Origin of the sequence: Acinetobacter sp. LCT-H3 (assembly GCF_001866125.1) — a bacterium.
Lineage (GTDB): Bacteria > Pseudomonadota > Gammaproteobacteria > Pseudomonadales > Moraxellaceae > Acinetobacter > Acinetobacter schindleri.
The window spans coordinates 208,334-225,876 of the sequence record NZ_MODX01000001.1 but is presented as its reverse complement, the minus strand read 5'-3'; the positions used below and the strand labels follow the sequence as shown (position 1 = coordinate 225,876).

Here is a 17,543-nt window from a genome sequence, read left to right as displayed (position 1 = left end):
TCCTTTACTTGTTACTTAACGCGACGGTCGCGAATAATCATCTTAGTCGTACGCTTGTTGGTACGTGTCTTGTACCCTTTAGCTTTTTGACCCCATGGGCTTACAGGTTGAATACCTTTGCTACGACCTTCACCACCACCGTGCGGGTGATCTACCGGGTTCATCGCCATACCACGAACGGTAGGACGAACGCCACGCCAGCGCGCTGCACCAGCTTTACCCAATGAACGAAGGTTGCTTTCTGAGTTAGATACTTCACCTAACACAGCGCGACATTCAACGTGTACTTTACGCATCTCACCTGAACGAAGACGGATGATAGCGTATGAACCGTCACGACCCAACAATTGAGCAGATGTACCAGCAGAACGTACTAACTGTGCGCCTTTACCGATTTTAAGCTCGATGTTGTGAAGAGTAGAACCGATAGGCATGTTACGAAGTGGTAAGCAGTTACCTGGACGAATTGGAGCATCGTTACCAGACTGTACTGAATCACCAGCGCGTAAACCTTTAGGCGCGATGATGTAGCGACGTTCACCGTCAGCATACTTCAACAACGCAATGTGCGCAGAACGGTTTGGATCGTATTCGATACGCTCAACTACAGCTGGGATGCCGTCTTTGTTACGTTTGAAGTCTACGATACGGTAGTGTTGCTTGTGACCGCCACCAACGTGACGAGTCGTAATGTGACCGTTGTTATTACGGCCGCCAGTACGTTTTTTAGCTTCAACTAGTGGAGCATAAGGAGCACCTTTGTGAAGATGGTCGTGAACGACTTTCTCTACAAAGCGACGTCCTGGAGACGTTGGCTTACATTTTTGAATAGGCATAGTTTTCGTCCTTATTCCGCTGCGCTTTCAGCGGCATCGCCCAAGTCAGCCATTTCTACATCTTGGCCAGCTTTCAGGGTGACGTATGCTTTTTTAACATCAGAACGACGTCCGATAGTTTTACCAAAGCGTTTAGTTTTACCTTTAGTGATCGTAGTGTTAACTTTAACAACCTGAACACCAAACAATTGCTCAACTGCTTTTTTGATTTCAAGTTTAGTTGCATCAGTAGCAACTTTAAAAACTTGAACACCAGCAGTTTCACCTAAAACTTGTGCTTTTTCTGAGAAAACAGGTCCTTGCAGGACTTGATATAAACGTTCGTTGTTCATCCGAGTTCTACCTCAATTTTCTTAGCAGCAGCTACAGACATAACAACTTTATCGAACGCGATCAAGCTAACAGGATCGATTGCAGTCGCATCGACCACATCTACGTGTGGAAGGTTACGAGCAGCTAGATACAAGTTCTCATCAACAGCATCAGTAACGATCAATGCACGAGTCGCATTTAAGTCGTTAAGTTTTGCAAGCAATTCTTTAGTTTTTGGAGCTGCAACAGCAAACTCTTCAACTAAAACTAAGCGATCTTGACGAACAAGTTCAGCCAGGATGCATTGCATAGCACCGCGGTACATTTTACGGTTTACTTTTTGAGACCAGTCTTGTGGACGAGCAGCAAAAGTTTTACCACCGCCAACCCAGATTGGGCTACGAATAGAACCAGCACGAGCGCGGCCAGTACCTTTTTGACGGAATGGTTTTTTACCACCGCCAGAAACGTCTGCGCGTGATTTTTGAGCTTTAGAACCTTGACGACCACCAGCTAGGTAAGCTGTAACAACTTGGTGTACAAGAGCTTCATTAAATTCACGACCGAACGCAACTTCTGATAATTCAACAGCAGAGCCGGAAACAGTATTTAAATTCACGTTATTTCCCCTCAGGCCTTGATCGTAGGACGAACAGTTACGTCGCCACCAGTAGCACCAGGAACCGCGCCTTTAACCACTAGAACTGAACGTTCAGTGTCAATAGCAACGATTTCAAGACCCTGTGTAGTTACGCGTTCAGCACCTAAATGGCCAGCCATTTTTTTGCCTTTGAACACGCGACCAGGAGTCTGGTTTTGACCTGTAGAACCTAGAACACGGTGAGAAACAGAGTTACCATGAGTAGCATCTTGAGTACGGAAGTTCCAACGCTTAACACCACCTTGGAAACCCTTACCTTTAGAAGTACCAGTTACGTCAACGATTTGACCTACTTGGAACAACTCAACAGTAAGCGTACCACCAACTTCACGACCTTCAAGCTCAGCTTCTGAAACGCGGAATTCTTGAACCAGACGACCAGCAGCAACACCCGCTTTAGCGAAGTGACCTTTCTGAGCGTTAGTTACGCGAGATTCGCGACGTTCACCAGTAGTGATTTGAATCGCTTGATAACCATCAGTTTCAAGCGTTTTGATTTGAGTGATGCGGTTAGGATCAACCTCAATCACTGTAACAGGCACAGAAACACCAGCATCTGTAAAGATACGTGTCATACCGCACTTGCGACCGACTAAACCAATAGCCATGTGCATAAACCTCTAAAAAAGCGGCCTAATTAACTTAGAGCGTTAATTAACCCGAAAGCCTTAACCCAATGCGATCTGAACATCAACACCAGCTGCAAGATCTAACTTCATCAATGCATCTACAGTTTTGTCTGTAGGTTGAACGATGTCGATCAAACGCTTGTAAGTACGAATTTCGTACTGGTCACGCGCGTCTTTGTTTACGTGTGGTGATGTTAAAACGTTAAAACGCTCAATGCGTGTAGGCATTGGAATTGGACCACAAACTTGTGCGCCAGTACGTTTTGCTGTTTCTACGATTTCTTGAGCTGATTGATCAATTAGACGGTGATCAAAAGACTTAAGACGGATACGAATTCTCTGGTTAGACATACCAGTAAACTCCAAGCCAAATATATAAAGAATCACTCTTGACGCATCTCACCCCACTAATTTTTGAGGTAAGTGTCAAGAGCAGTGAATTATCACTAAGGTCATGATCGATGCCACGACTGTAACGATAGTTAACTACTTTCTTCGCAGTTAACATCCTTCCTATCGAAGGGTGGCTTATTATAGCCATTGTTTAATGCATAAGCAAATGCCTTTTATAGTTTTCATCTGCAAATCAATTTGGTTGCTAAATCAAGAGTTTGTTTTTCACCCGTCAGGCTGATTTCTCTACCACATATTCGATTGCGCGATTTAGTATTTGATTTCCTTCAATAAAATTAGATTTTGGGCTTTTTCTGAGCTCATGCACAGGCTGCACATATTTTCCTGAAAATTTTAGCAACTCGTCTTCATCTTCTAAAAACAGGGCCAAGGTTTCCGGGGTTATTTCTGGATGGAACTGGAAACCGAGAACATTTTTGCCCAATTGATACATCTGGTTGCGACAGGCTTCATTTTCTGCCAGATGTACCGCCCCTTTGGGAATTTCAAAGGTCTCGCTATGCCACTGCATGATCCGGAATTGCTCAGGTAAACTAAAACAGTCTGCTGGCACATTGGCCACTTTACTGACAGACATCCACCCCAGTTCCTGTTCCGGGTTATAACTAACTGCTGCCCCCAAGGCATTGGCAATCAGCTGTCCGCCTAGACACAAACCAATCGCTGGCTTCCCCTGGGACAAGTAACGACGTAACCAGCGTTTTTCTATTTTCAACCAGGGGAAATTTGCTTCATCATTTACACTCATGGTCCCGCCCATAATAATGAGCAAATCTACTTCTTCTACTGCAGGTAGCGCTTCTATTTCCAAAGGACGATCCACAGGTAAAGCAAAGAATTCAGTCGCTGTAATTTGCGCCTGATGCTGCTTTAAAAATTCATGACAACTACCGTAACCTTCACCAGCAATATGCTGAAAATAATGTACTCGTAAATGCGACTTCATGCGCTCGAACCTGTTCTTGTATCTATATAGGCTAGGTTTTGCAAAAATGAAGCCAACTTTTTATTTTATGTGAGGTTTTTAAACAATTGATAACGCAAGTAGCGCTAAAGCAAAGATTCTCTTAAGCTAAAGCTGTTTTTGACTCCAGATATGAGCTGCAGCATGAAAAAAAATCCTCAAACCGCCCTGATTCATGCACCACGAAAGGCCCCTCAGTACATTTCGACGGTTCAACCTCCCCTCTATCGTGCATCAACCATTATTTTTAACAATACCGATGCCCTGTTTAATCGCCATTGGACCGATGATTATGACTATAGCTATGGCACACATGGTACCCCAACCACATTTACCTTAGGCGATAACATTGCCCAGCTCGAAGGTGGGCTCTATCACCTGCTTGCACCTAGCGGTTTATCTGCGATTAATCTCGTGAATTGCTGTTTTTTAAGTCAGGGAGAGGAAGTTTGGGTACCGGACAATATTTATGGCCCAAACATGGAGCATCTACGCAACCTGGAAACACGTTATGGCATTCAGGTACAAGTTTATAATCCATTATGCCTGGAAAGCTTTAATCCTTCAGATAAAGCCAAACTGATCTGGCTGGAAGCAGCTGGCTCAGTCACACTGGAATTTCCGGATTTAAATGGCCTCGTGAAGAAAGCTCAGGCACACAATATTCTGACTGCACTGGACAATACCTGGGGCGCGGGTCTGGCCTTTAATGCCTTTGATTTTGGTGATGAACACCTGAGTGTAGATTTATCCGTACATGCGCTGACCAAATATCCAAGCGGTGGTGGTGACATTCTGATGGGTTCAGTGGTCACGCGTGATAAAGAACTGCATCACCAATTATTCCGCGCACATGCCATTCAAGGCATTGCTGTCTCAGGTGATGACGTTGCTCAGGTGCAACGTAGTCTTGCTTCCATGCAGCTGCGTTATGCACATCAATCCAGTAGTGCACTCAACATTCTCACCTGGTTAAAACAGCAAGCGGAATTTGTGCAGGTACTGCATCCAGCCGATCCGCATAGCGCAGGCCATCAATACTGGAAAGAAATTTGCAAGGAAGGTCATAGTGCCGGCCTGGTCAGTGTAATTTTTGACAGTAAATATGAACTGCAAGATATCCGCAGTTTTTGTGACAGCTTAAAACTGTTTAAGCTTGGTTTTAGCTGGGGTGGTCCTGTTAGCCTGGTCATGCTATATAACTTAAAAGATATGCGCGTGCTTGAACATTCACATTTGAAAGAAGGCTTCCTGGTACGCTTCTGTATTGGATTAGAACATCCGGAAGATCTGATTGACGACATTCAGCACGCACTACAAAACATGAAAAAAGTTAAAAATGAATAAATAACAATAGGAAATTATATGGGTACACCAATCGTAATCGCTAAAAAAACCGCCGATACCACCCAGGATATCGTGCTGCATTCTCAGCTTGCCAACCGTCATGGCCTGATTGCCGGTGCAACCGGTACCGGTAAGACCGTAACATTAAAGGTACTGGCAGAAAGTTTTTCCCGAATTGGTGTACCGGTATTTTTGGCCGATGCCAAGGGTGATGTTTCCAGCTTGGCGAAAGCCGGGGAAAACAACCCCAAATTTGATGAACGCATTAAAAGCCTGAATATCGAGTCCATCCCTTTTTCAGCGTCGCCTGTGGTGTTCTGGGATTTATTTGGCGAGCAAGGCCATCCGATTCGCACCACCATTTCCGAGATTGGCCCCCTCCTTCTTGCCCGTATTTTGAATCTGAACGACACTCAGGAAGGTGTGCTCTCCGCCATTTTCCGTATTGCTGATGATCAGGGACTATTACTGATCGACTTTAAAGATTTAAAGGCAATGATCAGTTATGTCAGCGAACATGCCGCAGATTTTAAAGCGGACTATGGCAATCTGTCTCCTGCCAGTCTGGGCGCGATTCAACGCAATCTGCTTGCCTTGGCTGATCAAGGTGGTGAGCAATTCTTTGGTGAACCAGCGCTGGATCTGATGGATTTTTTACAAACCGACAGTCAAGGTCATGGCAATATCAACTTGCTTGCTGCTGACAAGCTGATGAACACACCTAAGCTGTATGCCACTTTCTTGCTATGGATGCTTTCAGAGCTGTTTGAACAGTTACCGGAAGTCGGCGACCTGGATAAACCTAAACTGGTGTTCTTCTTTGATGAAGCCCATTTGCTGTTTGATAATGCCAGCCCTGCCCTGCAAGAAAAGATTGAACAGGTGGTGCGTTTGATTCGTTCTAAAGGTGTGGGGATTTACTTTGTCACTCAGAATCCACTTGATTTACCCGAAAGCGTTTTAGGCCAACTCGGCAATCGGGTGCAACATGCTTTACGTGCTTTTACCCCTAAAGACCAAAAAGCGGTAAAAACGGCGGCAGATACTTTTCGAGCTAATCCAGAATTTAAAGTTCAGGATGCCATTACCGAACTGGCTGTCGGTGAAGCACTGATTAGCTGTCTGGATGAAAAAGGCACACCGCAAATTGTAGAACGCGGCTGGGTGATGCCGCCACACTCCTCTTTTACCCCCATTTCTCCTGAAGAACGCAAAACTTTAATGCAACAAAGCATTGTGGCTGAGATTTATGAACAGCAAGTTGATCGTGACAGTGCGCATGAAATGCTGCAAAACAAAGTCACTGAACGCCAGCAACAGCTTCAGGCTGCGGAACTTGCCAAACAGCAAGCCAAAGAACAAGAAGCGTATGCCAAACAAGTCGCAAAAGAGCAGGAAACATTTGCTAAGCAGCAAGCCCGCGAACAGGAACGTCTTGCACGCGAACAGCAGAAAGAAGCTGAACGTGCAGCGAAACAGCGTGAAAAGTTCACCCAAGACATTGTTGGCACCTTTGCTAAAAGTGCCGCACGCACTTTGGGTAGCACTACCGGCCAGAAAATTGTCCGTGGTTTATTAGGGTCATTATTTGGTAAGAGATAGCCCTTCTTTCTCCGATTATTTTCTTTATTTTTATGGGATATTTTAATATCCCATAATTTTTTCATGGTTTTTAATTAAAGATGTATTGTGAATATATCCTTAAAGATGTATTTTAAATACATCTTATAAATAACAGCCATGAGAGATCTGCTATGACTCCACAGCAAATTGACTTAGTAAAAGCTACAGTACCTGTGCTTCGTGAAAATGGGGTTGCTTTAACCGGTTATTTTTATAACCGTATGTTAAACAATAACCCTGATCTAAAAGAAACCTTCAACATGGGTCACCAGCGTAGCGGTGCTCAGGCGCAAGCCTTGGCAGGTGCAGTTTTAGCATATGCTGAAAATATCGAAGATCCTTCTGTGCTGTTACCTGTGGTTGAACTCATTGCGCACAAACATGTCAGCTTAAATATTAAAGCACCTGATTACGGCATTGTTGGGGAAAACCTGCTGCATTCAATCAGTGAAGTACTCAATATTTCTATGGATGATCCACTGATTGATGCGTGGACTACTGCATATGGACAATTAGCAGACCTGTTCATTGCGACTGAAAAAGCGATTTATGATCAACATGAACAGACTAAAGGTAGCTGGTTAGGCTGGCGCAATTTCAAAATTGCCAAGAAAGTAGTAGAAAGTGAAGAGATCACTTCGTTCTACCTGGCACCAGTCGACGGCGGACCATTACCGAAGTATGAAGCAGGTCAGTATATTTCTGTACGTGTGTTTGTGCCTGAACTGAATTTGAGACAACCACGTCAATATACGCTTTCAACTTGTCCTCAAGATGAATACCTGCGTATTTCAGTAAAGCGTGAAGATCAAAAAGGTGATTTGGTTCCAGGCTGGGTATCTAATACTTTACATAGCTTGGCAGAAGGCTCAGAAATTGAAGTGTCTGCACCAACAGGTAATTTCTACCTGATTGATCCAAACAAACGTAATGTATTTATCAGTGGCGGTGTGGGCTTAACTCCAATGGTAGCCATGTTAAATCAGTTGGTAACTCTGGATATGCCACAACCTGTGACTTTCATTCATGCCTGCCGTAGCAAACAGGTGCATGCCATGAAACAGCACATTCATGATTTGAAAGCCAAATACCCACGTTTAAGCACGCTGACTGCTTACGAATTCCCACACCAAGGTGACAAACTGGGTGAAGACTATGATGTAGCAGGCCGTCTGGATCTGAGTACAGTTGATCGTGCTTTATTACCAGAAAATGCTGATTACTATCTATGCGGCCCAATGCCGTTTATGGCAGAACAACACAAAGCGCTGGTTGCACGAGGTATTCCTGCTGAAAATATTCACAGTGAAGCCTTTGGTACTGGTGGCGTTCGCCACTAAGCAGTCAGCTTAAACTGAAATCAAGCAAGGGCTAGTCTGGCTGTGTTAGACTAGCCCTGCTTTGTATGAAAACTCTAGATTTATAATGCAGTTAAATAAATTTACCGATTACGCCTTACGGATTCTTATGTACATCGCTCAGCCGAAAGAAATGCCGTATACCATTGCGGAACTCGCGAATGAGCTGCAGGTGTCAGAGAACCATGCCATGAAAATCGTACATTTTATGGCAAAGCAGGACTGGCTCATCACTACTCGTGGGCGAGGCGGCGGCATTCGCATGAATCCGCTCACCTTAAAAATACCATTGGGTCAAGTCGTGCGTATCCTGCAACAGGATAGCCAAGTGGTAGAATGCAATACCCCACCCTGTGTGCTGCGTAAAAATTGTGGTTTAAAAGGCATTTTAGATGATGCCGTAGAGCAGTTTTATGCCAGCCTGGAACAATACACGCTCAGTGAAGTGGTAATACCACCGCAAGGCCATTACAGCATCCAGTCACCAATCGGCCTGATCAATCTTTAGTTTTCACTTTCTGCTTACCAAGTCTTGCATTGAAAGTTCGCTTGCCCAAGCGACTTCCTTTATAATAGCTGCTTGTAAATTTAAGTTTGAAGTTGAGCCATGCACCACAGCAGAGGAAAATCGAAAAACAGTAAGGCAGCTGCTGCCCCAAAGCAAAAGATTAGCTATACCAAAAAAGTCGATCCTGCGATTACTGAATACTCTGTGCGCTCGCTCAATTGGCTGCGCAAAGCTGAATTTTTAATGAGTGCACCCAAACTTAATCTGTGTGTTGAAGATACAGGTTATGAAGTGGCATTCGCCGGTCGCTCCAATGCGGGTAAATCCAGTGCCATCAATGCCCTGACCAATCAGAAACAGTTGGCCCGTGCCTCCAAAAAACCAGGCCGTACCCAGATGATCAACTTCTTTAGCCTTGGCAATCCGGATCAGCGTCTGGTCGATTTACCGGGTTATGGCTACGCAGCTGTCCCAGAAGCCATGAAAATTGTCTGGCAGAAAGAACTGGAAAACTATCTGATTCACCGTAAGAGCCTGCAAGGTCTGGTGCTGCTGATGGATATCCGTCATCCGCTACAACACTTTGATGTGATGATGCTGGAATGGGCCTATTCACGTCACCTGTTCGTGCATGTCTTGTTGACCAAATCAGACAAGCTGAATCGTGGTCCTGCGTCCAAAGCCTTGCAGGAAGTCAAAGCAACATTAAATAAAATGAAGCTGAACTTCTCGATTCAATTATTTTCCTCTTTAAATAAAGAAGGTCTGGAAGAACTGGCAAGTGTGATGGCCGGTCGTCTGAACTTTACCCTGGATCAACCAACGGAATTTGATCTGGATAGTATTCCAGAAGCGTCAATCCATGATTTAAACGAAGCTGATGAACCGATTGAATCTGTTGAACTAGAAGATGAAACTGACTCAGACCCAGATCATGAAATTACTGCGAGTGAATTAAATAATCTGGATGAGCCGGTTGAAGCTGATCAAACAGAGATTGTCGAACAAGAACAGCCAAAATAAGTCTGATGTGATCTAAGTGACAAAATAATGTCTCGTATTGCCTGCAGCGATTCGGGACATTTTTTCCATACTGTATTGATCAAGCAGTGATGGATCCACCCATGTCTTTACTCTCACGATTTAAAACAACAAAAATTGGCTCTTCAATTTCCTATTTTATCCAACCACGCAAAGTTAAGTTTGAATGGCAGGCTACCCCGATTTACTGGATTCCAAATCAGCCTTTTGCCAGTTACTTTGTGAATGAAATTAATAATATTCTGCCGGCCGGTGAATTCTGGTTCTGTCGCCTGTATAACAAGGTTCTCGCTCAGATCACCGATGAAAAATTAAAGCATGATGTACGGGCTTTTATCCGTCAGGAAGCCATGCATGCTCAGGCACATAATTCGGCCAATAAAGAGTATCTATCTGAACGCCAGATTGATATCCAGCGCAATCTGGACATTATGGATTTCCTGTTCAATCAATTGCTGGCTGATCAGCCGCTTGGTCTGAAAATTCCTAAAATCGCAGAACATCAATGGGATCTGTTCCGGCTTGGTATCGTCGCAACTGTAGAGCATATGACATGTGTCCTTGGTAAATATGCGCTCTATAACACCGAATGGGAACGGCTTGGTGCTGATGCAAATATGCTAGATTTGGTGAAATGCCATGGCGCAGAAGAAATTGAGCATCGCAGTGTGGCATTTGACTTATATCGTCATCTTGGTGGCGGATATATTGCCCGCTACTATTTAAGTGTGGTGGTGATTATTGGAGTAATTGGTCTGTGGGTCGACGGTGCAGCACGCTTGTTGGCACAAGACCCTCGTTTTAAGCAGCTGAAACCAGCGGTGTATAAACCTTGGATCTGGAAAGAATGGTTCCGTATTTCACAGCAGGATAATCGTTTGTTACCGAACCCCCTATGGCTGGTTTCTCAGCAACTCGGCTATCTGATGCCATGGTATGACCCGGTGCATGAAGGCAGTACCGATGGTGCCCTGTATTATCTTGAGCATTCCCCTGCGGCCAAACGGGCAGGTTTAAAAGTCGCCTAAGCTCTCCTCTTATTACAATTTCTAACAGCAGGGGTCATTTCCCTGCTTTTTATTTGACCTAAGATAAAGCTATAGACATGACCATAAGGATGAGCTCATGCAAGCACGGATTTCAGTGATTACACTCGGTGTTCGCGACCTGGAGGCTGCACTACGCTTTTATTGTGATGGGCTGGGCTTTCCCAGTAAAGGCATTGTTGGCAAAGAATTTGAATGTGGCGCAGTCGCATTTATTGAACTACAGGCTGGATTAAAACTGGCTTTATGGCCGCAAAGCAGCATCCAGCATGATACCGGACTCGAACCGAGCCCGATGTGTCCCACTCAAATGACCTTGGGACATAATGTGTATAGCCCATTAGATGTCGATCAGGTCATGACTCAGGCTGAAAAAGCTGGAGCCAAGATTGTGAAAGCTGCACAGGCCACATTTTATGGCGGCTATGCAGGCTATTTTCAGGATCCAGATGGACATCTGTGGGAGATAGTTTTCAATCCTCAACTAGAGATGGACTGATCCAGCTGCGGTTCACGGGTATGTCGGTCAACCACGACACTGATCATCATATCACCCTGCACATTCACCACAGTCCTGACCGTATCGAGCAGTCGGTCAATCGGCAACAGGATCGCAATGGCTTCTGCAGGTAGACCCACTGATTGCAGTACCATGATCATAGTCACCATTCCGGCACTTGGAATACCCGGTGCGCCTAAAGATGCAATCATTGCTGTGGCACACACGACCAATTGCTGCCCCAACGTCAGATCAAGTCCCATGAGGTTGGCAATAAACAAAGCTGCTGCGGCTTCATACAGTGCCGTACCATCCATGTTTAGCTGAGTCCCAAGCGGAATGACAAAGCCTGCTGTATGTGGACGTACTCCCAGATTTTCCTGGGCACATTTCATGGATAAAGGCATGGTTGCAGAACTGGAACTGGTCGCAAAAGCGGTAATCAAGGCTGCGCGAGTGCCTTTGAAAAAGGTAATCGGGTTCATTTTCCCGAAGATCCACAACAATAATGGTAGAACTACCAGACCGTGGAAAATGGTGGTGCCTGTTACTACCGCAGCAAACTCTGCCAGACGGCTCAGCACCGAAATATCTTCAGTGGCAATCAGCTTGGCCAGTAGCGCAAAAATCCCGAATGGCGCCAGTTTCATGACCCAGCCAATCATCAGCATCATGATGTCAAAGAACTGTATACTGAGCTTACGTACCGTCCGGAACTTGTCTCCCCCTGCCACCAGTGCCACACCGACAAAGAGTGCAAAGACCACCACTGCCAGCACATTACCATCGGCAAAGGCCTTAAACGGATTGATCAGGGTATTCTGAATAAAGTTGGTAAAGAATGAAGACGGCGTTAAGGTATCCGGAGTTTTATGCTGAGCCATGGCATCCTGAAACATTACTACATCGACACCCTTGCCCACATCAAACAGATGGGCACAAGCCAATCCCAAGATTAAAGCCAGGGTGGTCGTGGTGACACAGCATGCCAAGGTAATTTTCCAGGTTCGGCTCAGCTGACCACCAGCTTGCAGATTCGATACTCCAACCACAATCGAGCTAAAGATCAGTGGAACCAGCAACATTTTTAGCAAACCAATGAAGATGCTGCTCATGATACCCAGACCATACAGGCTGAGCTCTTCAAACGTCGTTTGCGGGAAAAGATTTAATAAAAAACCAAACAGGACACCCAATACTGCGGCAACTAGAATCTGCGTATTTAAGCTCATCTTCATGGACATTTTAATATTGAACTTATCCGGCACTATGCCATGCAAGTTTCGGATAATCGAGTAAAATTTTATAAACGCTTTACAGCAAAATATCTTTTATTATTCATTTAATCCATATGGTGATGTACCGAATTTTGGCACGCGATGTGCTTAATCAGTGCAATAAACTGGTTTTATACAAAGGAAATATACGTTCATGAAAAAAATGATCATTGCTGTTGCACTCATTTGCAGCATCGGGCAGGTTTTTGCACATTCTTCGGGCGGTAAAGAACAGCAAGGTTGCCATAAGCATTCAAGCAATGATGTTCCACATTGCCACTAACTTCAAATCACACCCATAAAAAAGCCGGAACTCTAATCCGGCTTTTTTATTTTGAATCTTACTGGGTTTCAATTTCCCGCAGACGGATGAGACCTTCCTGGGTAGTACTACAGACCAGTTCCCCATTCTGCCACATACGACCAAAGTTCAGGCCACGTGAGCTGGCACTCACTGTCGCATCCATGTCATAAAGCATCCATTCATCGGCCCGGAATGGCTTATGGAAATACATGGCATGGTCGATGCTGGCACATTGCAGGTTTGGTGAAATATAGCTCAGACCATGTGGACGCAATGCTGTCGTCATCAAGGTAAAGTCTGAGTAGAAGGCAGCAATCGCCTGATGCAGCGAAACCTCATCAACTTCCGGAGCGACTTGGCCATGGGTACGGATATAATGCGCATAATTTGGCGCTTCCGGTTGCGGCTGGAATGGATTCACCGGCATCACAGGACGAATTTCTACATGGCGATCACGCATAAATGAAGCACGGACATTTTCCGGTACGAATTCAACAATCTGATGCTTCAGTTCTGCCTCATTTTTCAGGCTGTCGACTGAGGGATATTCTGGTTCAGAAATCTGATAGTTCAAGCCTTCTTCTGGTTCGGCAAAAGACACCATACACATAAAGATAGTACGGCCATGCTGAATCGCACGCACCTGACGACTGGCAAAACTCTTGCCATCACGAATACGATCTACTTCATAGATAATCGGTGCATTGACATCTCCTCCAAACAGGAAATAGGCATGCAATGAATGTGCTGGACGATCTGTCGTATACGATGCAGCACGCAAAGCCTGTCCTAACACCTGCCCACCGAATACGCGCTTGCCTACCAGGTTACGGCTAATTCCACGGAAAATATTCTCTTCCAGCTTTTCCAGGCTAAGCAATTCAACCAGTTCTTGTGTTAAGACATTCATAGGCAACCTATACGATGTTCGGGATATCCAAAATTGGAAAAATAACAATGTGCTTCATTTCTGGTAATATTCTGCCATAAATTCTGAGTAAATCCCTAGAGATTGACTGACTGACCTGTCATTCACTTTGTAGATGTTCCGATAAAAAAAACGTTTTTTCACGTTAAAATCAAAGAATTTTTGTAGAATTTGTTAGAAAATGACATATTGTTTTCAAATACAATCTATCAAAATAGATCCCCCTCAGAAATCCTGTGGTTCTGGTCAGTAAAATTAGGAGTAGGTATGTCCAAGAGTGGCTTTGGTCAAATGTATCGCAAGCTTTCAAGTAAGATGCTTGAACTTGTGGTTACCCCGCATGTACTTGGGGAAGTACCAACGGAAGTTCCTGCTCCAGCGGCTGACCAGCAAGATCAGAAAAAGATTGTCTGCTATGTTCTGCAAAACCATTCTCGCAGTAATGCGCTGGTGGTAGACGGTGAAACCCGTCGTCTCAAATTGCCTGCTGCACTTGATCCAATGGATTTAGGTACGCGCCGGGAAAAAGCTTCGGTATTGTTCCTGCAATATCATGATGAAAGCAATCTGCTGAGCTCGCCGCCACATGCTTTTCCACCACGCCTGCTGCGTCTGATTGAAGTACTGGAACAGAATCCAGAACTGGATGTGGAACTGATTCCGGTGACCGTACTATGGGGCCGTGAACCAGAGAAAGAAGATTCCTGGTTCAAATTGTTATTTACCGATACCTGGTCAACACCAAGTAAGATGAAACAGCTGTTGAATATTGGTCTGCATGGTCGTCAGTCTTATCTGGAGTTCCATGAAGCACAGTCTCTGCGTGCACTCATTGATCATGCCAAAGTGACACATCCGAACCTGTCTCCAGCAACTTATATTGTCAGCACCTTGAATGACTATCTGGATGCCCAACGAGAAGTAGTGCTGGGACCTGACCTTTCAGATCGCCGTAATGTGATGCAGGGTCTGATCAAATCTCCAGATGTGCAGGCGGCTATCCGTAATGAAAGTATCCGCAGCAAGATCAGTGTGGATGAAGCTGAACGCCGTGCCATTGGTTATTTAAATGAAATCGTATCAGATTACTCCAACTCAACCGTACGTTTTGCCGATAAGGCCCTGACCCGTCTCTGGACTCAGCTCTACGACGGCATTGATGTACATAACTTCAGTACGGTACGTGAACTGGCGAAAGACTATGAAATTGTCTATGCACCATGTCACCGTAGTCATATCGACTACCTGTTATTATCTTATGTGATTTATCGTCGTGGTTTGATGGTGCCGTACATCGCAGCGGGTGATAACCTGAACATGCCATTTGTTGGCCAGATCTTGCGTGGCGGTGGTGCCTTCTTTATCCGCCGTACTTTCCGCGGTAATGCACTCTATACGACAGTTTTCAAAGAATATCTGTATAGCGTTCTGTCACGTAATACTCCACTGGAATACTTTATTGAAGGTGGCCGTTCACGTACCGGTCGTCTGTTGCCACCGAAAACCGGCATGCTGGCAATGACCGTGCATGGTCATTTGCGTGGCAAAGCGAAGCCTATCGTATTTGTACCCACCTATATCGGCTATGAACGTCTGATGGAAGGTGCAACTTATGTGGGTGAAATGAACGGTAAGGAAAAAGAAGCAGAATCTATTTTTGGCATTCTAAAAACCTTGCGCAAGATTGAACGTATTTTCGGTAAGGTACATCTGAATTTTGGTGAACCCGTGTTTCTGGATGACATGCTGAAACAGCATGGTGCAGATGAAATCAAGATTGAAAAGAATGATGATCCGATCCCGCCAGCAGTATCTGAAGCAGTGAATAGTTCTGCACAGGCGATTCTGGAAAATATTAACCGTGCAGCCGTCATTAACCCGGTATCCCTGCTGTCACTCATTTTATTAGCAACACCAAAACACACGCTGGATGAGGCGATTTGTATCAAACAGTTAGATACTTATCGTAATCTGCTGACGTCTTTGCCATATGATGAACGTATGCAAGTGACGCCGTTATCAGGGAAAGAAATCATTGCCTATGCAATGAAGTTGAAACTGATCAAACGCGTCAATCATGTGCTGGGCAATATTATCGCCATCGAAGATAATCAGGCGATTTTACTGACCTACTTCCGTAACAATATTGTGCATGCCTTTGTATTACCGTCACTGGTAGCCGCCTTGGTAAATCATAATGGCATTATTCGCCGTGATGATCTGGTAAATATCAGCAGCACGCTGTATCCATTCCTGAAAGCTGAACTGTTCCTGAAATGGCATGAAGATGAAATCAAGGTACCAGTAAACGCTTATATTGATGCCTTGATTGCAGCGAAGCTGATTGCACAGGATGGTGAAAATCTGGTAGCACCTACACCAAACAGCGAAGCGCATCATCAGCTAGAAGTTTTGGCTGCACCTGTCATGCAAAGTATCGAGCGCTATTACATGACGCTGGCACTGATTACCCAACGTGGTTCAGGCAATATCTCCACCCGTCAGGTTGAAGAATTAAGCCATCTGGTAGGTCAGCGTTTGTCTGTACTGTATGAATTCAATTCACCAGAATTCTTTGATAAGGCGCTGTTCCAAAGCTTTATCAAAACGCTAACTCAAAAAGGTTATATTAGTACTAATGAAGACAATGCGATTGTCTTTGATGAAGGCTTCAAAAATATCGCTCAGTATGCGGATCTGGTATTGGACGAAGTGAAGCTGCAAATGCTTCATAACCTTACAGCTTTTACTGATGAAGAATTGAAAGAAGCTTTAGATGCCTTGGCAGCTGAACAAGCCAAGAAGCGTGCGAAACGGAAGAAAAAGTAAGATTATTTAAGCACCCTCTCTCTGGGATGAAAGACACTGCTTCGCGAGAAGGATGAGAGAAAATGTTTAAAAACTTACCTCTCCCTAACCCTCTCCTAAAAGGAGAGGGAACTCAACTTTATGTAAGATGAGTGGATAACTTCATCAATTCCAAATAATCCTCATAACAGTCCGGATGCTTTAACTCATATCCCATTTTTTGCATACGGGTAGCATATAGTTTCTTCCCCGTCACCTGCTCACTTTCTACCTTTAATAAAGGCAATCTCATCTGCTGCTGAAACCATTGCAGAACTTCATGCAACAGTTGTGGCTGGTTATTGGTCAAAATATATGAAGATTCAAGATGTTCCACGTGAATCATCTCCGTCATAAAACGTGACAAGTCTTCAATATGAATCCGATTCGACCAGTACAGATTTGGATAACTGGACATAGATCGTGCCATTTTTTCCAAGCGTGCAACTGAAGTTCCATAAATCCCACTTGGGCGGATGATCGTACATTGGTCTGGATAAGCAGCTAAATAAGTCTGCTCCATTTGATGCAAGACTTTGCCTTGCAGATCATTCGGATAAATTGCACTGTCATCTTCCACCCGCTCTCCGGCATTCTCGCCATAGACCCGGGTGGAAGATACAACAACCAGACGTTGTATCGGATGGGATTTTAGCGCCCTAACAATTGGACCGACTGAGTCCAGATAAGTCTGCTGATAAGCTTCGAGCGTACTTTGGTCAGGACTGAGCAAGACGTAGACCCAGTCAATCGGTGCAAGGCTGCTTAAATCGAGCTGATGCACATCCTGAACATGATGAGTGGCACAGGAATCTGTTTTCGCACTGCGACTGATTGTGCTAATTTGATGACCTTGCTCAAATAATTGTTTAGCTATGCGTGCGGATGTTTTACCATAACCGATAAATAAAATATGCATTCAGCACCGAATCACAAAACCTGGTTGAGG

17 protein-coding genes and 1 pseudogene are annotated in these 17,543 nt (G+C 44.7%); 9 read left to right on the top strand and 9 right to left on the bottom strand.

Going from position 1 to position 17,543, the window contains the following annotated elements:
* Window positions 1-11: 11 nt before the first annotated feature.
* The 6 genes from rplB to BK820_RS01105 form a co-directional block, all read right to left on the bottom strand.
* A complete protein-coding gene (gene rplB, locus BK820_RS01130) occupies window positions 12-836 on the bottom strand; it encodes a 50S ribosomal protein L2 (protein ID WP_004809807.1) in 825 nt (274 codons plus the stop codon).
* Between the two features lie 11 nt (window positions 837-847).
* Entirely contained in the window at window positions 848-1,168 is a 321-nt protein-coding gene (gene rplW / locus BK820_RS01125) for a 50S ribosomal protein L23 (RefSeq protein WP_004809809.1), read from the bottom strand.
* Window positions 1,165-1,767, bottom strand: a complete 603-nt coding sequence (rplD, locus tag BK820_RS01120; protein WP_004786925.1) for a 50S ribosomal protein L4 — start codon at window positions 1,765-1,767, stop codon at window positions 1,165-1,167. Before rplD ends, rplW begins: the two co-directional genes overlap by 4 nt.
* An 11-nt stretch (window positions 1,768-1,778) precedes the next feature.
* Entirely contained in the window at window positions 1,779-2,417 is a 639-nt protein-coding gene (gene rplC, locus BK820_RS01115) for a 50S ribosomal protein L3 (protein ID WP_004809812.1), read from the bottom strand.
* Between the two features lie 60 nt (window positions 2,418-2,477).
* The gene (gene rpsJ / locus BK820_RS01110) at window positions 2,478-2,789 is read right to left on the bottom strand and encodes a 30S ribosomal protein S10 (protein ID WP_000070912.1); all 312 of its coding nucleotides are present in this window, start codon (window positions 2,787-2,789) and stop codon (window positions 2,478-2,480) included.
* A 274-nt stretch (window positions 2,790-3,063) separates the two neighbouring features.
* Window positions 3,064-3,798, bottom strand: a complete 735-nt coding sequence (locus BK820_RS01105; RefSeq protein ID WP_071319855.1) for a type 1 glutamine amidotransferase — start codon at window positions 3,796-3,798, stop codon at window positions 3,064-3,066.
* Between the two features lie 162 nt (window positions 3,799-3,960).
* On the opposite strand from BK820_RS01105, the gene BK820_RS01100 reads away from it, so the two are divergent.
* The 7 genes and pseudogenes from BK820_RS01100 to BK820_RS01070 all read left to right on the top strand — a co-directional run bounded on the left by BK820_RS01100 (window position 3,961) and on the right by BK820_RS01070 (window position 11,238).
* Window positions 3,961-5,163: a PLP-dependent transferase gene (locus BK820_RS01100; protein WP_005223346.1), complete on the top strand. Its 1,203-nt coding sequence runs from the start codon at window positions 3,961-3,963 to the stop codon at window positions 5,161-5,163.
* 18 nt (window positions 5,164-5,181) lie between these two features.
* The gene (locus BK820_RS01095; protein WP_005223348.1) at window positions 5,182-6,765 is read left to right on the top strand and encodes a helicase HerA-like domain-containing protein; all 1,584 of its coding nucleotides are present in this window, start codon (window positions 5,182-5,184) and stop codon (window positions 6,763-6,765) included.
* A 152-nt stretch (window positions 6,766-6,917) separates the two neighbouring features.
* Entirely contained in the window at window positions 6,918-8,126 is a 1,209-nt protein-coding gene (gene hmpA / locus BK820_RS01090) for an NO-inducible flavohemoprotein (protein ID WP_071319854.1), read from the top strand.
* 85 nt (window positions 8,127-8,211) lie between these two features.
* A complete protein-coding gene (locus BK820_RS01085) occupies window positions 8,212-8,652 on the top strand; it encodes an RrF2 family transcriptional regulator (protein ID WP_034434119.1) in 441 nt (146 codons plus the stop codon).
* 99 nt (window positions 8,653-8,751) lie between these two features.
* Window positions 8,752-9,528: pseudogene (gene yihA, locus BK820_RS01080) on the top strand (ribosome biogenesis GTP-binding protein YihA/YsxC); the annotation flags it as partial.
* A gap of 248 nt (window positions 9,529-9,776) precedes the next feature.
* Window positions 9,777-10,721 carry a metal-dependent hydrolase gene (locus BK820_RS01075; protein WP_071319853.1) on the top strand — a complete coding sequence of 315 codons (945 nt, stop codon included), beginning with the start codon at window positions 9,777-9,779 and terminating at the stop codon, window positions 10,719-10,721.
* A 97-nt stretch (window positions 10,722-10,818) separates the two neighbouring features.
* A complete protein-coding gene (locus BK820_RS01070) occupies window positions 10,819-11,238 on the top strand; it encodes a VOC family protein (protein WP_071319852.1) in 420 nt (139 codons plus the stop codon).
* On the opposite strand, the gene BK820_RS01065 is transcribed toward BK820_RS01070, so the two are convergent.
* Entirely contained in the window at window positions 11,220-12,470 is a 1,251-nt protein-coding gene (locus BK820_RS01065; RefSeq protein WP_071319851.1) for a dicarboxylate/amino acid:cation symporter, read from the bottom strand. The two genes, BK820_RS01070 and BK820_RS01065, sit on opposite strands and share 19 nt — an antisense overlap.
* Before the next feature lie 199 nt (window positions 12,471-12,669).
* On the opposite strand from BK820_RS01065, the gene BK820_RS15735 reads away from it, so the two are divergent.
* Window positions 12,670-12,798 carry a hypothetical protein gene (locus tag BK820_RS15735; protein ID WP_005223361.1) on the top strand — a complete coding sequence of 43 codons (129 nt, stop codon included), beginning with the start codon at window positions 12,670-12,672 and terminating at the stop codon, window positions 12,796-12,798.
* Window positions 12,799-12,856: 58 nt separating this feature from the next.
* On the opposite strand, the gene BK820_RS01060 is transcribed toward BK820_RS15735, so the two are convergent.
* Window positions 12,857-13,729: an acyl-CoA thioesterase gene (locus BK820_RS01060; protein ID WP_004809832.1), complete on the bottom strand. Its 873-nt coding sequence runs from the start codon at window positions 13,727-13,729 to the stop codon at window positions 12,857-12,859.
* Between the two features lie 285 nt (window positions 13,730-14,014).
* Here BK820_RS01060 and plsB point away from each other — a divergent pair, with 285 nt between their 5' ends.
* Complete coding sequence (gene plsB, locus BK820_RS01055) at window positions 14,015-16,576, top strand: glycerol-3-phosphate 1-O-acyltransferase PlsB (RefSeq protein ID WP_071319850.1); 2,562 nt, start codon at window positions 14,015-14,017, stop codon at window positions 16,574-16,576.
* A gap of 118 nt (window positions 16,577-16,694) precedes the next feature.
* Here the strand turns inward: plsB and BK820_RS01050 are convergent, their stop codons facing one another.
* Window positions 16,695-17,513, bottom strand: a complete 819-nt coding sequence (locus tag BK820_RS01050; RefSeq protein WP_071319849.1) for an NAD-dependent epimerase/dehydratase family protein — start codon at window positions 17,511-17,513, stop codon at window positions 16,695-16,697.
* Window positions 17,514-17,543: the final 30 nt, after the last annotated feature.